At 69.0% G+C, this 15,862-nt stretch carries 15 protein-coding genes; 3 read left to right on the top strand and 12 right to left on the bottom strand.

Annotated elements, in window-relative coordinates:
• The first annotated feature begins 37 nt into the window (after positions 1–37).
• Both IB278_RS11635 and IB278_RS11630 read left to right on the top strand, forming a co-directional pair.
• Positions 38–673 (top strand): YceI family protein, encoded by a 636-nt coding sequence (locus tag IB278_RS11635; protein ID WP_145742535.1) that lies wholly within the window; start codon positions 38–40, stop codon positions 671–673.
• A gap of 14 nt (positions 674–687) precedes the next feature.
• The gene (locus IB278_RS11630; RefSeq protein WP_145742537.1) at positions 688–1,332 is read left to right on the top strand and encodes a LysE family translocator; all 645 of its coding nucleotides are present in this window, start codon (positions 688–690) and stop codon (positions 1,330–1,332) included.
• 10 nt (positions 1,333–1,342) lie between these two features.
• Here IB278_RS11630 and IB278_RS11625 read toward each other — a convergent pair whose 3' ends face one another.
• The 7 genes from IB278_RS11625 to argS all read right to left on the bottom strand — a co-directional run bounded on the left by IB278_RS11625 (position 1,343) and on the right by argS (position 9,515).
• Positions 1,343–2,950, bottom strand: a complete 1,608-nt coding sequence (locus IB278_RS11625) for a phospholipase D family protein (RefSeq protein ID WP_145742538.1) — start codon at positions 2,948–2,950, stop codon at positions 1,343–1,345.
• Between the two features lie 10 nt (positions 2,951–2,960).
• Positions 2,961–4,553, bottom strand: coding sequence for an RNA polymerase factor sigma-54 (locus IB278_RS11620; RefSeq protein WP_145742540.1), 1,593 nt, complete (start codon positions 4,551–4,553; stop codon positions 2,961–2,963).
• Between the two features lie 17 nt (positions 4,554–4,570).
• On the bottom strand, positions 4,571–5,365 hold the full coding sequence (gene lptB, locus IB278_RS11615; protein WP_145742542.1) for an LPS export ABC transporter ATP-binding protein: 795 nt from the start codon (positions 5,363–5,365) through the stop codon (positions 4,571–4,573).
• Positions 5,362–6,093, bottom strand: a complete 732-nt coding sequence (gene lptA / locus IB278_RS11610; protein WP_192323499.1) for a lipopolysaccharide transport periplasmic protein LptA — start codon at positions 6,091–6,093, stop codon at positions 5,362–5,364. The genes lptB and lptA overlap by 4 nt, the downstream gene beginning before the upstream one ends.
• A gap of 195 nt (positions 6,094–6,288) precedes the next feature.
• Positions 6,289–6,936: a thiol:disulfide interchange protein DsbA/DsbL gene (locus tag IB278_RS11605; protein WP_145742546.1), complete on the bottom strand. Its 648-nt coding sequence runs from the start codon at positions 6,934–6,936 to the stop codon at positions 6,289–6,291.
• Positions 6,937–7,080: 144 nt separating this feature from the next.
• Complete coding sequence (locus tag IB278_RS11600) at positions 7,081–7,821, bottom strand: SPOR domain-containing protein (RefSeq protein WP_145742548.1); 741 nt, start codon at positions 7,819–7,821, stop codon at positions 7,081–7,083.
• An 8-nt stretch (positions 7,822–7,829) separates the two neighbouring features.
• Positions 7,830–9,515, bottom strand: a complete 1,686-nt coding sequence (gene argS, locus IB278_RS11595; protein WP_192323498.1) for an arginine--tRNA ligase — start codon at positions 9,513–9,515, stop codon at positions 7,830–7,832.
• Between the two features lie 130 nt (positions 9,516–9,645).
• Between argS and IB278_RS11590 the strand changes: the two genes are divergently transcribed.
• On the top strand, positions 9,646–10,053 hold the full coding sequence (locus tag IB278_RS11590) for a hypothetical protein (RefSeq protein ID WP_145742551.1): 408 nt from the start codon (positions 9,646–9,648) through the stop codon (positions 10,051–10,053).
• 72 nt (positions 10,054–10,125) lie between these two features.
• On the opposite strand, the gene IB278_RS11585 is transcribed toward IB278_RS11590, so the two are convergent.
• From IB278_RS11585 to IB278_RS11565, 5 genes are all read right to left on the bottom strand, one after another.
• Positions 10,126–12,171, bottom strand: a complete 2,046-nt coding sequence (locus IB278_RS11585) for a spermidine synthase (protein ID WP_192323497.1) — start codon at positions 12,169–12,171, stop codon at positions 10,126–10,128.
• A gap of 4 nt (positions 12,172–12,175) precedes the next feature.
• A complete protein-coding gene (locus IB278_RS11580; RefSeq protein ID WP_145742554.1) occupies positions 12,176–12,628 on the bottom strand; it encodes a DUF2214 family protein in 453 nt (150 codons plus the stop codon).
• Between the two features lie 61 nt (positions 12,629–12,689).
• Entirely contained in the window at positions 12,690–13,661 is a 972-nt protein-coding gene (locus IB278_RS11575) for a LysR family transcriptional regulator (RefSeq protein ID WP_192323496.1), read from the bottom strand.
• Between the two features lie 36 nt (positions 13,662–13,697).
• On the bottom strand, positions 13,698–14,888 hold the full coding sequence (locus tag IB278_RS11570; RefSeq protein ID WP_192323495.1) for a CaiB/BaiF CoA transferase family protein: 1,191 nt from the start codon (positions 14,886–14,888) through the stop codon (positions 13,698–13,700).
• Complete coding sequence (locus IB278_RS11565; RefSeq protein ID WP_145742559.1) at positions 14,881–15,819, bottom strand: hydroxymethylglutaryl-CoA lyase; 939 nt, start codon at positions 15,817–15,819, stop codon at positions 14,881–14,883. The genes IB278_RS11570 and IB278_RS11565 overlap by 8 nt, the downstream gene beginning before the upstream one ends.
• Positions 15,820–15,862 lie beyond the last annotated feature (43 nt).

The following is a 15,862-nucleotide window of genomic DNA, read 5'->3' as shown; positions in this document are numbered from 1 at the left end:
TTCCTGTTTCGTTCCCACGCCACGCACGCCCATTGCCATGAAGAAGCTCCTCCTCGCTGCCGCGCTGTCTGCCGCGGCGGCCCTTGCCACCCCTGCCCTGGCACAGGACTACACCGCGCCGGCCGTGGCCGCCAAGCCCGCGGGCGGCCCGGTGAAGAACGCCAGCTACGTGATCGACCCCACGCACACCTTCGTGATGTACGAGATGGGGCATTACGGCACCACCACCAACCGCGGCCGCTTCAGCACCAAGGACGGCTCGGTGCAGATCGACGGCACCGGCAGCAGCGGCAAGGTCGACATCACGATGGACATCGGCTCCATCAACACCGGCGTCGACCTGCTCAACCGCCACGTGCAGAGCAAGGATTTCTTCAACGTGGCCGAATTCCCGACCGGCCGCTTCGTGGCGGACCGCATCGAGTTCAATGGCGACAAGGTGGTCGACGTGCCGGGCACGCTCACGCTGATGGGGCAGACCAGGCCGGTCACGCTCAGGGCCGTGCGCTTCAACTGCTACCTGAATCCGCTCATCAACCGCCAGGTCTGCGGCGGCGACTTCGAGACGACCGTGCAGCGCAGCGACTGGGGCATCACCTGGGGCCTGAACTTCGGCTTCGAGAACAAGGTGAAGCTGCTGGTGCAGGTCGAAGCGGTCAACGTGCAGCAGTAGTCCCGGGAAAAGCCATGAGCGGCATCACGGTTCCGTTGCTGGGCATCGCGGGCGCTATGGTCGTCGGGGCCATGAGCCCCGGACCGAGCTTCGTCATGGTGGCGCGCACCGCCGTGTCGTCGTCGCGCGCCGATGGCCTGGCCGCGGCGCTGGGCATGGGCGCAGGCGGCGTGGTGTTCGCGATTGCGGCGCTGGTCGGGCTGCAGGCGGCGTTCCTCGCGGTTCCGGCGCTGTACCTGGCGGTGAAGCTGCTCGGCGGCGCCTATCTCGTCTATCTGGGCATCCGCATCTGGCGCGGTGCGCGCGAGCCGCTGTCCGCCGTGCAGGACGAACGCGCGGCCGCGGGCTCGGGCAGCAATGCGCGGCGCGCGTTTCTCCTGGGCATGGGCACGCAGATCAGCAATCCGAAGACCGCGGTGGTCTACGCCAGCATCTTCGCGGCCTTCCTGCCGCGCGAGGTGCCGCTGGCACTGGCGCTCGCGGTGCCGGCGGTGATCTTCTGCATCGAGACCGGCTGGTACGCGGTCGTCGCGCTGGCGCTCTCGTCGGCGGCGCCGCGCTCGGCCTACCTGCGCTACAAGGCCTGGATCGACCGCGCGGCCGGCGGCGTGATGGTGCTGCTGGGCCTCAAGCTGCTGTCGGGCGTGCGCAGCGGCTGAGCCGCCCGGGCTACAGCAGGCTCTCGGGCGTCAGCGGCGCCAGCATCTCGAGCATGGTGCGGCCCCAGAAATCGGAGTCGGGCTCCTCGTTCAGCACGGTGGTCCGGCCGGCTTCTTCCTCCTCGCTGATCCACTCGATGCGCGAATTGCCGCTGTCCTTCGCAAAGCGCAGCCGGTAGGCGCCCTGCTGCTTCAGCACCTCGATGAGCTTGAGCGTCTGCTGCGCCATCTCGGGGCTGCGGATGAACAGGCCGATCTCGGTGTTGTGCGTCTCGGAGCGCGGGTCGAAGTTCATCGAGCCGACAAAAAGAATCTGCCGGTCGATCACCGCCGACTTGGCATGCAGCCGCCCCACCGAAGTACCGAACAGGCCGAGCCGCACGCTGCGCCGCGTGCGCGTGGTGCTCAGTTCGTAGAGCTCGGCGCCGAGCTCGAGCATCTCGGGCCGGTAGCGGCGGTAGGCGGTGTGGACCAGCGGCTCGTCGGTGGCGGCAAAGGAATTGGTGACGATGCTGATCTTGACGTTGCGCCGTCGGATCTCGCGCATCACTTCGAGCCCCGCCTTGCCTGGAATCAGGTAGGGCGAGACGATGGTCACCTCGGAGCGCGCGCGGCGCATCTGCTCGACCACGTTGTAGCGCACGCTGTCGACATCGAGCAGCGGCACGCCGCCGTACGAGGCGGTCTTGCCGATCACGCGCTCGGGCGAATCGGCGTAGGCCTCGGCAAGGGTCCAGATCAGGTCGAGTTTGCCGGCAGCCAGGTCTTCGGCGATCGGGCTGTAGCCGAGCAGGTCGTTGGGCGCGGGCCTGGGCGGCGGCGGCGTGGTGTCGGGGCCGGTGGCGGTCTCGAAGCGCTTCTGCAGCTCGCCCTGCGGAAGTTCGCTGGCCACCACCGACTGGACCGGCCGCACATAGACGCTGTTCCAGTACTGGTCGAACAGCGCGCCCAGCCGCGGGACCAGCGCACCAGCCACGAAGGTGTCGAGATCGAGGAAATTCTCGCCCGCCGTGCGCCTGAAATACTGGTTGCCGATGTTGCGCCCGCCCGCCACCGCCATCGCGCCGTCGGCGATGAAGAGCTTGTTGTGCATGCGCCGGTTGACGCGGCTGAAGTCGAACAGCGAAGCGGTGAAGCGCCTGAGCAGGCTCCCGCGCCCGGCCGGAAACGGGTTGAACAGGCGCAGCTCGACATTCGGCGTGGCGGCCAGGCCGAGCAGCAGTTCGTCCTCGCCCGAGGTGTAGAGATCGTCCATCAGGAGCCGCACGCGCACGCCGCGCCGGGCCGCATCGCGCAGCGTGCGCAGCAGGTAGCGGCCGGTCTCGTCGTTCTCGATCTGGTAGTACTGCACGTCGAGCGTGCGCTGGGCGCGCCGCGCGAGCTGGATGCGGGTGTCGAAGGCGAAGTCGCCGCCCGGCATCAGGCGAAAGCCGCTCAGGTCCGGGTCGGGCTGCGAGGCCAGCGCGATCTTGCCGAGCGCGGTGTCGGCCGACGCGGCCATGGCCTTGGTGGGCGGGCGCGGTGCCTCGTCGGGCAGGGTGGCGCAGCCGGCGACGAGCAGCGCCGCCAGCATGGCAAAGACCGCGAGCCCACAGCGCGACAGCAGGCGGCGGGCCATCGGCGGCTTTCTACAGGGCCTTGCGAAGGTTGGCGGGCGCGATGCGCAAGGCCTCGCGATACTTGGCCACGGTGCGGCGTGCGCACTCGATGCCCTGCTCCTTGAGCATTTCGGAGATCTGGCTGTCGGACAGCGGTTTCTTGATGCTCTCGGAGCTCACGAACTGCTTGATCAGCGCGCGCACCGCGGTGCTCGACGCATTGCCGCCGGTCTCGGTGCCGAGCGCCGAGCCGAAGAAGTACTTGAGCTCGACCGTGCCGAAAGGCGTGGCCATGTACTTGGCCGTGGTCACGCGCGAGATGGTCGATTCGTGCAGGCCGAGTTCGTCGGCGATCTCGCGCAGCACCAAGGGCCGCATTGCGAGCTCGCCGTGCACGAAGAAGCTCTTCTGCCGCTCGACGATGGCGTTGCTCACGCGCAGGATGGTGTCGAAGCGCTGCTGGATGTTCTTGATGAACCAGCGCGCCTCCTGCAGCCGCTGCGACAGCGCCTGGCTGCCCTCGCCCTTGTGCGACTTGAGCGCGCCGGCATAGATGTCGTGCACGCGCAGCCGCGGCATCACCTCGGGGTTGAGCATGACGCGGAACTTGGCATTGGTGCCGCGGCCGATCTTGGTGACGATCACGTCGGGAATCACGATGTTGCGCTCGACGTCGACGAAGCGGCGGCCCGGCTTGGGCTCCAGACGCGAGATGATCTGCAGCGCCGAGCGCACCACCTCTTCGTTGGTGCGCGTGAGCGTGGCCAGGCGCTTGAAATCGCGCCGCGCGAGCAGCTCCATCGGCTGCTTGCAGATCGCGATGGCGGTCTTGCGCACCAGGGCCTGCTCTTCGGTCTCGCTTTCGCTGGCCAGCGCGCGCAGCTGGATGCACAGGCATTCGCCCAGGTCGCGCGCGCCGACGCCGGCCGGCTCCAGGCTTTGCAGCAGGCCGAGCGCCACCTGGAAGTGGTGCACCAATTCGTCGAACTGGTCGTTGTCGTCGCCCGCGAGGCCCGAGGCCAGCGCCGGCAGGGAGTCTTCGAGGTAGCCGTCGTCGTTGAGCGATTCGATCAGGAAGCGCAGCGCGGCGCTGTCGTTCTCGTTGAGCCGCAGGCTCAGCGCCTGCCGGTGCAGGAAGGACTGCAGCGACTCCTGGCTGCGCGCGAGCTCGGTGGCGTCGGCGCGTTCGTCGTCGCCCAGGTTGTTCTGGCGCGCGGGGGCGTCGCTGCCCCATTCGCTGTCGTCGGGCGCCATGTCGACGGTGCCGTCGCCTTCCCAGTCGGGCTCGCGCTCGGTGGCGTCGGCGGCGGGTACGTCGGCCTCGGCTGCCGAGGAGGTTTCGCTCGAAGTGGTGGTTGCGCTGCTGGCCGGGGCCGAGGCGAATTCGCCCTCGGCGGCTTCACCGGCTTCGTCGCGCGGCACCGGCGTGTCGATGGCGTCGAGCCCGAACTCCTCGCGCGCCGCTTCTTCCGCGGTGCGTTCGAGGAACGGGTTCTCGTCCAGCATCTGCTCCACCTCCTGGCTCAGTTCGAGCGTGGACAGCTGCAGCAGCCGGATCGACTGCTGCAGCTGGGGCGTGAGCGCCAGGTGCTGCGAAACGCGAAGGGACAGCCCTTGCTTCATGGAGACCGACTCCTCCCTTACATCCGGAAGTGCTCGCCGAGGTACACCCTGCGTACTTCGGCGTTGTCGACGATCTCCGAGGGTGTGCCTTGTGCCAGCACATGCCCGTCGCTGATGATGAACGCGTGATCGCAGATGCCCAGCGTCTCACGCACGTTGTGGTCGGTGATGAGCACGCCGATGCCGCGCTCCTTCAGGAAGCTGATGATCCGCTGGATCTCGATCACCGCGATCGGGTCGATGCCGGCGAAGGGCTCGTCCAGCAGGATGAAGCGCGGCTGCGTGGCCAGCGCGCGGGCGATCTCGACCCGGCGCCGCTCGCCGCCCGAGAGCGCGAGCGCGGGCGAATCGCGAAGATGGTCCACCCGCAGGTCGGCCAGCAGCCCCGAGAGCCGCTCCTCGATGCGCTGCTTCGTCAAAGGCGCGGGCTTGCCGCTGGCGTCGGGTTCGCGCTGGAGTTCGAGCACGGCGCGCACGTTTTCCTCGACCGTGAGCTTGCGGAAGATGGAGGCTTCCTGCGGCAGGTAGCTCAGGCCCATGCGGGCGCGCCGGTGGATCGGCATGTGGGCGATGGGCTCGCCGTCGATGGTGATGTCGCCCGCGTCGGCCCGCACCAGGCCCACGATCATGTAGAACGACGTGGTCTTGCCCGCACCGTTGGGGCCGAGCAGCCCGACAACCTCGCCCTTTTGCACGTCGAGCGAGACGTCCCGCACGACCTTGCGGCTGCCGTAGCTTTTCTGCAGTCCGCGCACCACCAGGCGGCTGCCCGGCGTGCCGTCGGCGTTCTGGGTTCCAGCGGTTTCGATCACTTGCGCCCTTCCCCTTCGCCGCCCAGCGTGGTGGTCGAGCGCAGGCCGGCGCCGGGCGCCGGCTGGGGCGCGGCCGGTGCGGCCCGTCCCCCGGCCGGGGCCGAGGCGCCGGGCGCCGGCGCGGTGGCGCTCTTGGGCGTCAGGATGGTCTTCACCCGTCCGCCCGCCGGCGCGTTCACCGCGGTGTTCGGCGGCACGGTGGAACCATTGACGGTGTAGGTGTCGTTGCTCTGGTCGTAGACGATCAGCGCACCCTGGCTCTCGTCGTTCGGCGTGGCCCCGATCAGCCGGCGCATGACGGCATTGCGGATGAACTTGACGTTGTCGGCGCGGCTGTCGTACTCGATGACCTCGGATTCGCCCTCGATCCACTCGTCGGGCGCATTGCGCTTCTGCTTGTAGTAGGCCCGCTTGCCGGGCGCCGCCGTGACCACGCCGTACTGGTAGCCCTCGGCATCCTGGCGTACGTCGATGCGCGCGCCGCGGATGATGATCGTGCCCTTGGTGACCAGCACGTTGCCCGTGAACACGCTCGTCTGCTTGAGGTCGTCGTAGCGCATCGCATCGGATTCGATGTTCATCGGCTTGCTGCGGTCGGCAGTCTCGGCCAGCGCGGCCGACGCCAGGCCGGCCAGCAGCAGCGCACCGATAGCCGCGCGAGCGAGACGGGCCAGGCGGCCGGTGCTGCGAAGAAGAGGGGTGGTGTGGGAGTAGGAGTGCAATGTCATAGAGGCACGAAACTTGCTCTGCATTGTATGCGGCGGATGGCGCCAAGCCTTCAACCGCAAATGAAAAAGCCCGCCAAATGCGGGCTTGACATCCCATCCGGGAGACACCGCGGAACCGGCTTTGCCGGGCCGCAGGTGCCGCCCCCTGCAAGGGGGTGTGGGCGCAGCGGACACGAAGTGCTGCGCAGTCCGGGGTCAGCCTTTCTTGGCTTCGCCGATCAGGTAGTTGGTGACCTGCAGCGCCTTGGTCATGTTGCCGGCCAGCTCGCCGTCCACGTACCAGCGCCCGTTCACGGCCAGCGCCGGCACGCCAGCCACCTTGTAGGCGTCGGTCAGCTGCGCGGCGCGCTTGGCCTTGCTGGCCACGCCGAAGGAGGTGAAGACTTCCTTGAACTTGGCGCCGTCCAGGCCGTTGGCTCCCGCCCAGGCAATGATGTTGGCGTCGCCGTTCACGTTCTGGCGCTGCTTGTGGATGGCGTCGAAGACCTTCGGCTGGAATTCATCGACCTTGCCCATGGCTTCGAGCGCGTAGTACAGGCGCTGCTTGGCTTCGACGTCGTTGCCCACGAAAGGCACGGGCACGCGGCGGAACGCCACTTCCTTGGGGGCCGTCTTGAGCCAGGCTTCCAGCTGCGGCTCGAAGTCGTTGCAGTGCGGGCAGTTGTACGAGAAGAACTCGATCACCTCGACCTTGCCCGCCGGCGCGTCGACCGGCACGCGCTTGTCGAGCACCAGGTACTCGGTGCCGGCCTTGGGCGCACGCGCCTGGGCGTGCGCGGTGTTGCCAGCCAGCGAAAGCAGGCCCAGCGAGGTGGCGGCCAGCGAAAAGTCACGACGTTTCATTGAAAGAGTTCTCCTGTGGGGTACGGCAGACTGAGCCGGCGCGCCGCGCGGAGTTCCCGCAAGCGGCATGCCCAGGACGATCCTGGCGGCGGCCCATGCCGCGCGGCGAAGCTTAAAGAATATCCGTGACGGCTGCCGGCAAGCTCAACGCTGCACGCGCACGAGCGCCGATTCGAGGCCGCCGCTGTCGAGCCGCTCCTTCAGGCGATCGGCCTCGTCCTTCTTGTTGAACGGGCCCGCGCGCACCCGGTAGACGGTGCGGCCTGCCTGCTCGCGCTCCGTGACCCGGGCCTCCACGCCCATCAGCGACAGCTTGGCGCGCTGGGCCTCGGCATCGTCGGTGGTGCGGAAGGCGCCCGCCTGCACGAAGTACATGAACGGATCGGCACCCGCCGCCGCGCTGTTGCCGCCGGGCGCGGCGGAAGCCGTGGCAGTGCTGCCGCTGTTGCCGCCGGCGCGCGCGCGGGCCAGGTCGCCGAGCGGATCGTTCGATGGCGGCAGGGAATTGGCCTCGGCCGGCACCGGGGCCGGGCGCGCGGGCTTCGGAGCCACCACCACCGGCACCGGCGGGGCGGGCGGCGGCGCCGCACCCGGCGCCACGGCGGCGGTGTCGCCGCCGGCCGGTGGCGCCACCGGACCGGCCGCGGCCGGCGGTGGCTTGGGCGCGCCGGCCTTGCCTGCCAGCGGCGCGTTGGGGTCCCAGTCGCGGTTCTTGCGGGCTTCGGCTTCGTCCTGCTCGGCGCCGCCGCGCTGGGTCTTGGTCACGAACGGGATCGGCACCTTGGTCACGTAGACCGCGATGCCCAGCGCGACACCCAACCCCAGCACCAGGCCGACGATGAGCCCGATGACGATGTTGCCGCGTTGTCTGGTTGTCTTCTTCATGGTGAGGTTCACATCTTGCTCGGCGCACTGACGCCGAGAATCGCGAGGCCATTGTGCAGCACCTGCGCGGTGGCCGCGACGAGCGCGAGCCGCGCCAGCTTGACCGGCTCCTCGTCGACCAGGATGCGCTCCGCGTCGTAGTAGCTGTGGTAGCTGGCCGCCAGTTCGCGCAGGTAGAAGGTGACGTCGTGCGGCGCGAAATCCTTGGCCGCGGCCGTGAGCATGGCGGGGTACTTGGCCAGCAGCAGCATGAGCGCCTGCGCGGCCGGGCTTTCGAGCGGCGACAGATCCACGTCCTTGAGGGCGGCCGCGTCGCCGCCCCAGCCCGCCAGCACCGAGCAGATGCGCGCATGGGCGTACTGCACGTAGTACACCGGGTTGTCGTTGTTCTTGGCCACGGCCAGGTCGACGTCGAAGGTGTATTCGGTGTCGGGCTTGCGGCTCAGCAGGAAGAAGCGCACGGCGTCGGTGCTGGTCCACTCGATCAGGTCGCGCAGCGTGACGTAGCTGCCCGCGCGCTTGCTGATCTTGACCTCTTCGCCGCCCTTCATCACGCGCACCATGGTGTGCAGCACGTAGTCGGGGTAGCCCTCGGGAATGCCGACGCCCGCCGCCTGCAGGCCGGCGCGCACGCGCGCAATGGTGCCGTGGTGGTCGGTGCCCTGGATGTTGACCACCTTGTGGAAGCCGCGCTCCCACTTGGCGATGTGATAGGCGACGTCGGGCACGAAGTAGGTGTACGTGCCGTCCTGCTTCTTCATCACGCGGTCCTTGTCGTCGCCGTAGTCGGTCGACCGGAGCCACAGCGCGCCGTCCTGCTCGTAGGTCTTGCCGGCGGCCACGAGCTTTTGCACCGCGGCCTCGACACGGCCGCTGGTGTAGAGGCTCGATTCGAGGTAGTAGTTGTCGAAGCGCACGCGGAAGGCCTGCAGGTCCAGGTCCTGCTCGCGGCGCAGGTAGGCGACCGCGAATTCGCGGATGGAGTCGAGGTCGTCGATATTGCCGCTGGCGGTGTATTCGCGGTCGTCCGACCTGACGGTCTTCTTCGCCTTGAAGTCTTCGGCGATGTCGGCGATGTAGTCGCCGTTGTAGGCGGGCGCCTTCTCGCCGCTCGGCCATTCGGGGTCGCCGGGCTTGAAGCCGCGGGCGCGCAGCTGGGTGCTGTGGGCCAGCGTCTGGATCTGAACGCCGGCATCGTTGTAGTAGAACTCGCGCCAGACGGTGTCGCCCTGGGAGGCGCGCAGGTTGCAGATGGCGTCGCCGAGCGCGGCCTGGCGGCCGTGGCCGACGTGCAGCGGCCCGGTCGGGTTGGCCGAGACGAACTCGACCAGCACCTTTTCGCCGGTGGCGGGCTGCCGGCCGAAGGCATCGGCCGCATTCAGCACTTCGCGCACGATCTGCTGCTTGGCAGCGGTCTTCAGGCGGATGTTGAGGAAACCGGGGCCGGCGACCTCGATGGCTTCGACCCACTGGCCGAAAACCGGGGTGGCGAGCAGCGCGGCACTGAGCTCCTCGGCCAGTTCGCGCGGCTTGCGCCCGAGCGGCTTGGCGAGTTGCATGGCGGCCGTGCTGGCGAAATCGCCGTGGGCAGCCACCTTGGGCGACTCGAACGCGGCTTTGGAGCCAGCGCCGGGCGAGAGGGATTCGAGCGTGTTCGCGAGCGCCGCGAGCAGCTCCTGTTTGACCAATAGCATCTGCGAATTTTACCGGGGGCAAACCCGGGCGCCGTTGACCATCGTCATCCGATTGCCGCCTTCGGCCGTTAGAAGCCTCGGCCCCGGGGCGGGGCACCTGTCACAACCCACCTTGCAAGGACATATCACCATGAAGAAGTTCCTTTCCCTGGTCGCCCTGGGCGCCTGTCTCTCCTTCGGCGCCGCGCAGGCACAAGACAAGGCCCCGGCCAAGGCTCCGGCACCCGTCACCGCTCCCGCGGCCACGCCCGCTACGCCTGCCACCCCCGCCGCTCCTGCGGCGGCCACCCCCGCGGCGCCCGCCACCGCAGCAGCCCCCGCCGCCGGCGCAAGCTGCGAATCCAAGGCCATCGACAAGAACGGCAAGCCGCTGGCCGGCGCCGCCAAGGGCAGCTTCATCAAGAAGTGCGAAAAAGACGCCAAGGCCGCCGCAGCACCTGCTTGCGCAGCCAAGGCCGTCGACAAGAACGGCAAGCCGCTGGCCGGCGCCGCCAAGAGCAGCTTCATGAAGAAGTGCGAAAAGGACGCCAAGGCCTGAAGCAGCACTGCGCTCCAGCTTGCGCAAACAGGGCCCGCCGCGTGCGGGCCTTTTTCATGGCCGCGAGGCCGGCTACTTCAGCACGCTCAGCAGGTTGTTGAAGTCGTCGGTCCAGGGGCGGACGCCCGCGCGCAGCACGATCGGCGAGGCCGCGGCGCGCACCGGATCGCGCGCCAGCACGGCCGGATCGCGCGCCACCAGCACCCAGTCGGTCGGATTGAGCCACCTCGAGGCTTCGGCGTCGTCGCTCACGAGCACGGCATGCAGGCCCTTCAGCCCGGCAATCCGCGCGACCACCGGTGCCAGCTCGAGGAAACGGTTGGTCACATGGAAGGCCACGATGCCATCGGGCTTCATGTGCCGCAGGTAGACGTCCATGGCCTGCGCCGTGAGCAGGTGGGCCGGCACCGCATCGCCCGAGAAGGCGTCCACCGCGAGCAGGTCGAAGCCCTGCGACGGCTCGCGCTCCAGCGCCAGCCGCGCATCGCCGAGCACGCGCTCGATGCGCGCGGGGCTGTCGCGCAGGAAGCTGAATTCACTGTCCGCCAGCTCGAACACCTGCGGGTTGATCTCGTAGATGCGGTAGGCGTCGCCGCTGCGGCCGTAGCTTGCGAGCGTGCCGGCGCCCAGGCCGATCAGCCCCACGCGGCGCGGTCCGGCCGGCGCGGCGGCAATCGCACGCCCGATGCCCGAGGTGGCGCCGTAGTAGGTGGTGGGCTCGCGCCGGCGGGCGGGATCGAGGAACTGCTCGCCATGCTTGATGGAGCCGTGCGACAGCACCCGCACGCTGTCCGAGGGATGGAGGCGCCGCACGTCGAAGGTGATCAGCGCGCCGTGGAAATTGCGCAGCAGGTGGCGCGCGTCCGACCTGTCGCTCGCGATCTGCGCCATCAGGAAGTACGCGCAGCCGGCCGCCAATGCCACGCCGGAAATCCGCAGCCAGATCCGCTGGCGCAGAACGGCGGCTGCGGCGAGCGCCGTCAGCACCAGGCCGATGCCCAGCTCGTAATACGCCGGCAGCACATGCGGCGCCACCAGCCCGACCGTGGCGCCTCCCAGCGCGCCGCCGAGCGCGAGCATCAGGTAGAAGCGCGTGAGATAGCGCGGCGCCGGCCGCAGCCTGGCGGTTTCACCGTGCAGGAACATGCACAGCACGAACAGGCCGCCGACATAGATCGGCAGCCCCGTGCGCACGGCCGAGCCGACGTGGTGCTGCAGCCCGAAGGCGCACAGCAGCAGCACGCCCGCCGCCAGCGGCAGGAAGACGCCGCGCCGGTACCAGCGGTCGCTTTCGAAGCACAGGACGAAGGTGAACAGGTACAGCGACAGCGGCACGATCCAGAGAAACGGAACCGCGGCGACGTTCTGGGTGATGTGGTTGGTCACGGCCAGCAACAGCCACGAGGCCAGCGCCGGCAGCACCAGCCAGAGCAGGCCATCGGACCAGCGCGGCGGCTTGTCGCTGCCGTCGGCGGCCGCGCCCAGGCCGGGCGCCGCGGCAACCGGCACGGCCGCGGGCCAGCGGCAGGCCACGAGCAAGGTCGTGCCGGCGCAAAGCCCCACGAACAGGCCGTAGCCCCATGACCATCCCGTCGCCTGCTGCAGCAGCGAGCTGCGCGGCTCGATCAGCACCGGATAGCTCAGCAGCGACAGCAGCGATGCCAGGTTGGAGAGCGAGAAATAGCGGTACACCCGCGCGCTCCAGGGCGTGCGCGCCACCCACGACTGCACCAGCGGGCCGGTGGTCGACAGAAGAAAGTACGGAAGGCCGATGGTCGCAAGCAGCAGCCCGAGGATCAGCCACGCCGGGTCTTCGGCGCCCGTGGGCTTCCAGCGCGCAGCCACCACGAGCGGAAGGAACGCCAGGCTCGCCAGCAGCAGCCCCACGTGCAGCGCGGCCTGCGCGCGTACGCGAAGGCGGCGCGTGACCCAGTCGGAGTAGGCATAGCCGGCGAGCAGCACGGCCTGGAAGAACACCATGCAGGTCGACCAGACGGCGGCCGAACCGCCGAACCAGGGCAGGATCTGCTTGGCGATCAGCGGCTGCACCAGGAACAGCAGGAACGCGCTGCTGAAGATGGTGCCGGCAAACAGGAGCTGGATGCCGGCGCGTTCCATGCGCCTACTTGCCGAAGCCGCGCGCGAGGAACACGGCGACCAGCGGAATCAGCGCGATCAGGTGGGCCTGCACCATCACCAGCCTGCGCGTCTTGCGGATGTCGGCTTCCGCCGGCAGCGTGCCGTTGGCACGCAGCGCCTTGCGCCAGCGGAAGTAGGTGAGCGTCGGAAAGATCGAGAGCACGCCGACGATGATGAACAAGCCGAGCTTCACGTGCAACAGCGGGTTGGTCCAATACCACGCCGTGCCCTTCACGCCCCACACCGTGCGCGCGATGCCGGTGGCCAGCACCGCGATGGCGGCCATGCCGTAGACCATGTCGACCTTGGCGAGCCGTTCCACCACGGCGGCATTGATCCACTGCACGCGGCACAGGGCCGCTTCGCTCGAGATGAACACGACCATCGTGAGGATGGCCAGCAGATGCAGGTAGGCGAGGATGGCTTCGAGGGTCATCGATGGCTTTCTTCTTCAATGAGTTGCAAATGCTTGCAGATTGTGCCGCCGCTCGCGCGCTTTACCCCCTGCCGCCCCAGAATTCAGGCCGTCCGTACTGCTCCTTGAGGAAATCAAGCCACAGCCGCACCCGCAGCGGCAGGTGCTTGGTGCCCGCGAAGACCGCGTAGATGCCATTGGGCGGCGCGGCGAATTCGTCGAGCAGCGGCACCAGCAGGCCGGCATCGATCTCGGCTTCCACCTCCCAGGTGCTGCGCCACGCGATGCCGTGGCCGGCCAGGCACCAGTCGTGCAGCACCTGGCCGTCGGAGCAATCGAGCGGGCCCTCGGGCCGCAGGTAGATCAGCTCTTCGCCGCCCTCCTCGCCGGCGCCGGCCGGGGTGCGCTCCTGTTCCTGGCTTTGAGCGGCGCGCGGAACGCGGAATGCCCAGCCGCGCGTCTGCGAGGCATCGCTCGACAGCGTGAGGCAGGCGAAGCGCGACAGCTCGTTCGGATGCCGCGGCATGCCATGGCGGCGCACGAACTCCGGCGTGGCGACGCAGCGGCGGCGGTTGTCGGCCAGCCGCACGCTGACCAGCGACGAGTCGGGCATGTCGCCCACGCGCACCGCGCAGTCGAAGCTCTCGCCGCGCACGTCGACCACGCGGTCGCTGAGGTTCAGCGAGATCGTGACCTCCGGGTGCAGCGCATGGAAGCGCGGCACCAGCGGCGCCACGTGACGGCGGCCGAAGCCGGCCGGTGCCGTCACGCGCAGATGGCCGCTGGCTTTGACGCCGCCCGCGCTCACGCTCGCCTCGGCATTGGCGAATTCGGTCAGCAGGCGCTGGCAGTCTTCGAGAAAGGCGCTGCCTTCGTGCGTCAGCGTGATGCGCCGCGTGGTGCGCACCAGGAGCTTGACGCCCAGCCGCGCCTCGAGCGCATCGAGCCGCCGCCCCATGATCGCGGGCGCCACGCCCTCGGCCTTGGCCGCGGCCGTGAGGCCGCCGCGGGTCGCCACGGAGACGAAGGATTCGAGTTGCTTCAGGCGGTCCATGGCGCCCGAACTATATCGCCAGGGTTTTGCCCGGGCTCATCCGGTGATGCCGGCCTGACGCGCCTCGAAGGCGGCGATCTCCTCCTCGCTGTAGCCCACTTCCCTCAGCAGCTCGCCCGTGTGCTCGCCAATGCGCGGCGGCTGCAGGCGGATGCCGGGCCTTTCGCCATCGAGCGTGAAGGGCATCAGCGGCACCTTGGCCATGTGGCCGTCGTTCATGCGCACGGGCGCGAGGCCGCCGGTGGCGTTCAGGTGCGGGTCGTCGAACAGCTCCTGCGGCTTGGTGATGGGCGCGAAGGGCAGCTCGTTCTGCTCGAACACCGCGCTGAGTTCGGCGGCGCTGTAGCCCGCCAGGTGCGAGCGCAGGATCGGCATCATCCAGTCGCGCGCGAGCACGCGGTCGTTGTTGGTCGCGAGGCGCGGATCGGCCAGCATTTCTTCCAGGCCGAAGGCCTTGCAGAAGATCGCCCACTGCTTGTCGCTCACCGCCGCGAGGAAGATCTGCTCGCCGTCCTTCACGGTGAACACGTCGTACACGGCCCAGGCCGAGATGCGGCTGGGCATCGGGTCGGCCGCACGGCCGGTGGCGGCGAACTGCATCATGTGCTGCGCGACCAGGAACACGTTGTTCTCGAACAGCGCGGACTGCACCTCGCAGCCCTTGCCGGTGAGCTCGCGCTGGCGCAGCGCGGCCATCGCGCCGATGGCGCCGAACATGCCGCCCATGATGTCGTTCACGCTGGTGCCCGCGCGCAGCGGGTCGCCGGCCCGGCCGGTCATGTAGGCCAGGCCGCCCATCATCTGCACCACTTCGTCGAGCGCGGTGCGGTGGTCGTAGGGGCCGGGCAGAAAGCCCTTGTGACTCACGTAGATGAGGCGCGGGTTGAGCTGCTTCAGGCTGTCGTAGTCCAGGCCCAGCTTCTTCATGGTGCCGGGCTTGAAGTTCTCGCTCACGATGTCGGCCGTGGCGACGAGGCGCAGCGCGGCCTCCACGCCTTCGGGCGTCTTGAGGTCGAGCGCGATGCTCTTCTTGTTGCGGTTGAAGGTCGGGAAGAAGCCCGAGCCCGAGCCGAGCAGGCGGCGCGTGCTGTCGCCCTCGATGGGCTCGACCTTGATGACCTCCGCGCCGAGGTCGGCCAGCAGCAGGCCGCAGGTGGGGCCCATCACCATGTGGGTGAACTCGACGACGCGGACGCCGGCGTACGGCAGGGGGTGGGATTCAGGCATGTGGGGTGGTTTCCTGTTGGACGAAGCCCTTGGGCAGGCCGGCTTCGGGCGTCATGCCGTAGACGGGTTCTCCGGGCAGGCCGGCCATGAGCGGCGCGCGCGCCGCGATGAGTTTTTGAATATCAATGCCGGTGCGCACGCCCATCGCCTCGAACATGAAGACGAGGTCTTCGGTGACGGCATTGCCCGAGGCGCCGGGCGCATAGGGGCAGCCGCCGAGGCCGCCGAGCGAGGCGTCGAAGGTGCGCACGCCCTCGTCCCACGCCGCGAGGCAGTTCGCGATGCCGAGGCCGCGCGTGTTGTGCATGTGGGCGGCGCCGGCGTGCGCGCCGAGCTCGGCGCGCAGGCGCCGGAAGAGCCGGCGCACCTGCGCCGGGTTGGCGTAGCCGACGGTGTCCGAGAGGCCCGCTTCTTCCGCGCCGGCCTCGATGCACTGCGCGGCGAGGCGGATCACGTCGTCCTCCGGCACCAGCCCCTGCAGCGTGCAGCCGAAGGCGGTGGAGATGCCGGCCTCGAGCCTCACATGCGGCGCGATCGCGCGGCGCAGCTCGGAGATGGCGCGCACCTCCTCGACCATTTCGGTGGGCGTCTTGCGCACGTTGGCGAGCGAGTGCGCCACGCTGGCCGAGACCGGCATGGTGAGCTTGTGCACGCCCGCTTCGAGCGCGGCCTGCGCGCCCTTGCGGTTGGGCACCAGCGCCATCACGGTGAGGCCGGGCAAGGTGACGGCATGGCGCACCACCTCGGCGGCGTCGGCCATCTGCGGCAGCAATTTGGCGGGCACGAAGGAGGCGACCTCGATCTCGCGCACGCCGGCCGCGTGGAGCGCATCGATCCAGCGCAGCTTGTCGGCGGTCGGCATCGTGGCCTTGACCGACTGCAGGCCGTCGCGCGGGCCGACCTCGCTGATGAGGACATCGGGGGGTGTCATTGGCTTCATCTCCGTTGAGCGGTCGCGGCATCGACCGCTTGAC

Source organism: Variovorax sp. VRV01 (assembly GCF_014852545.1).
Classification (GTDB): domain Bacteria; phylum Pseudomonadota; class Gammaproteobacteria; order Burkholderiales; family Burkholderiaceae_C; genus Variovorax; species Variovorax beijingensis_A.
This window is presented reverse-complemented; position numbering and strand designations above follow the sequence as displayed.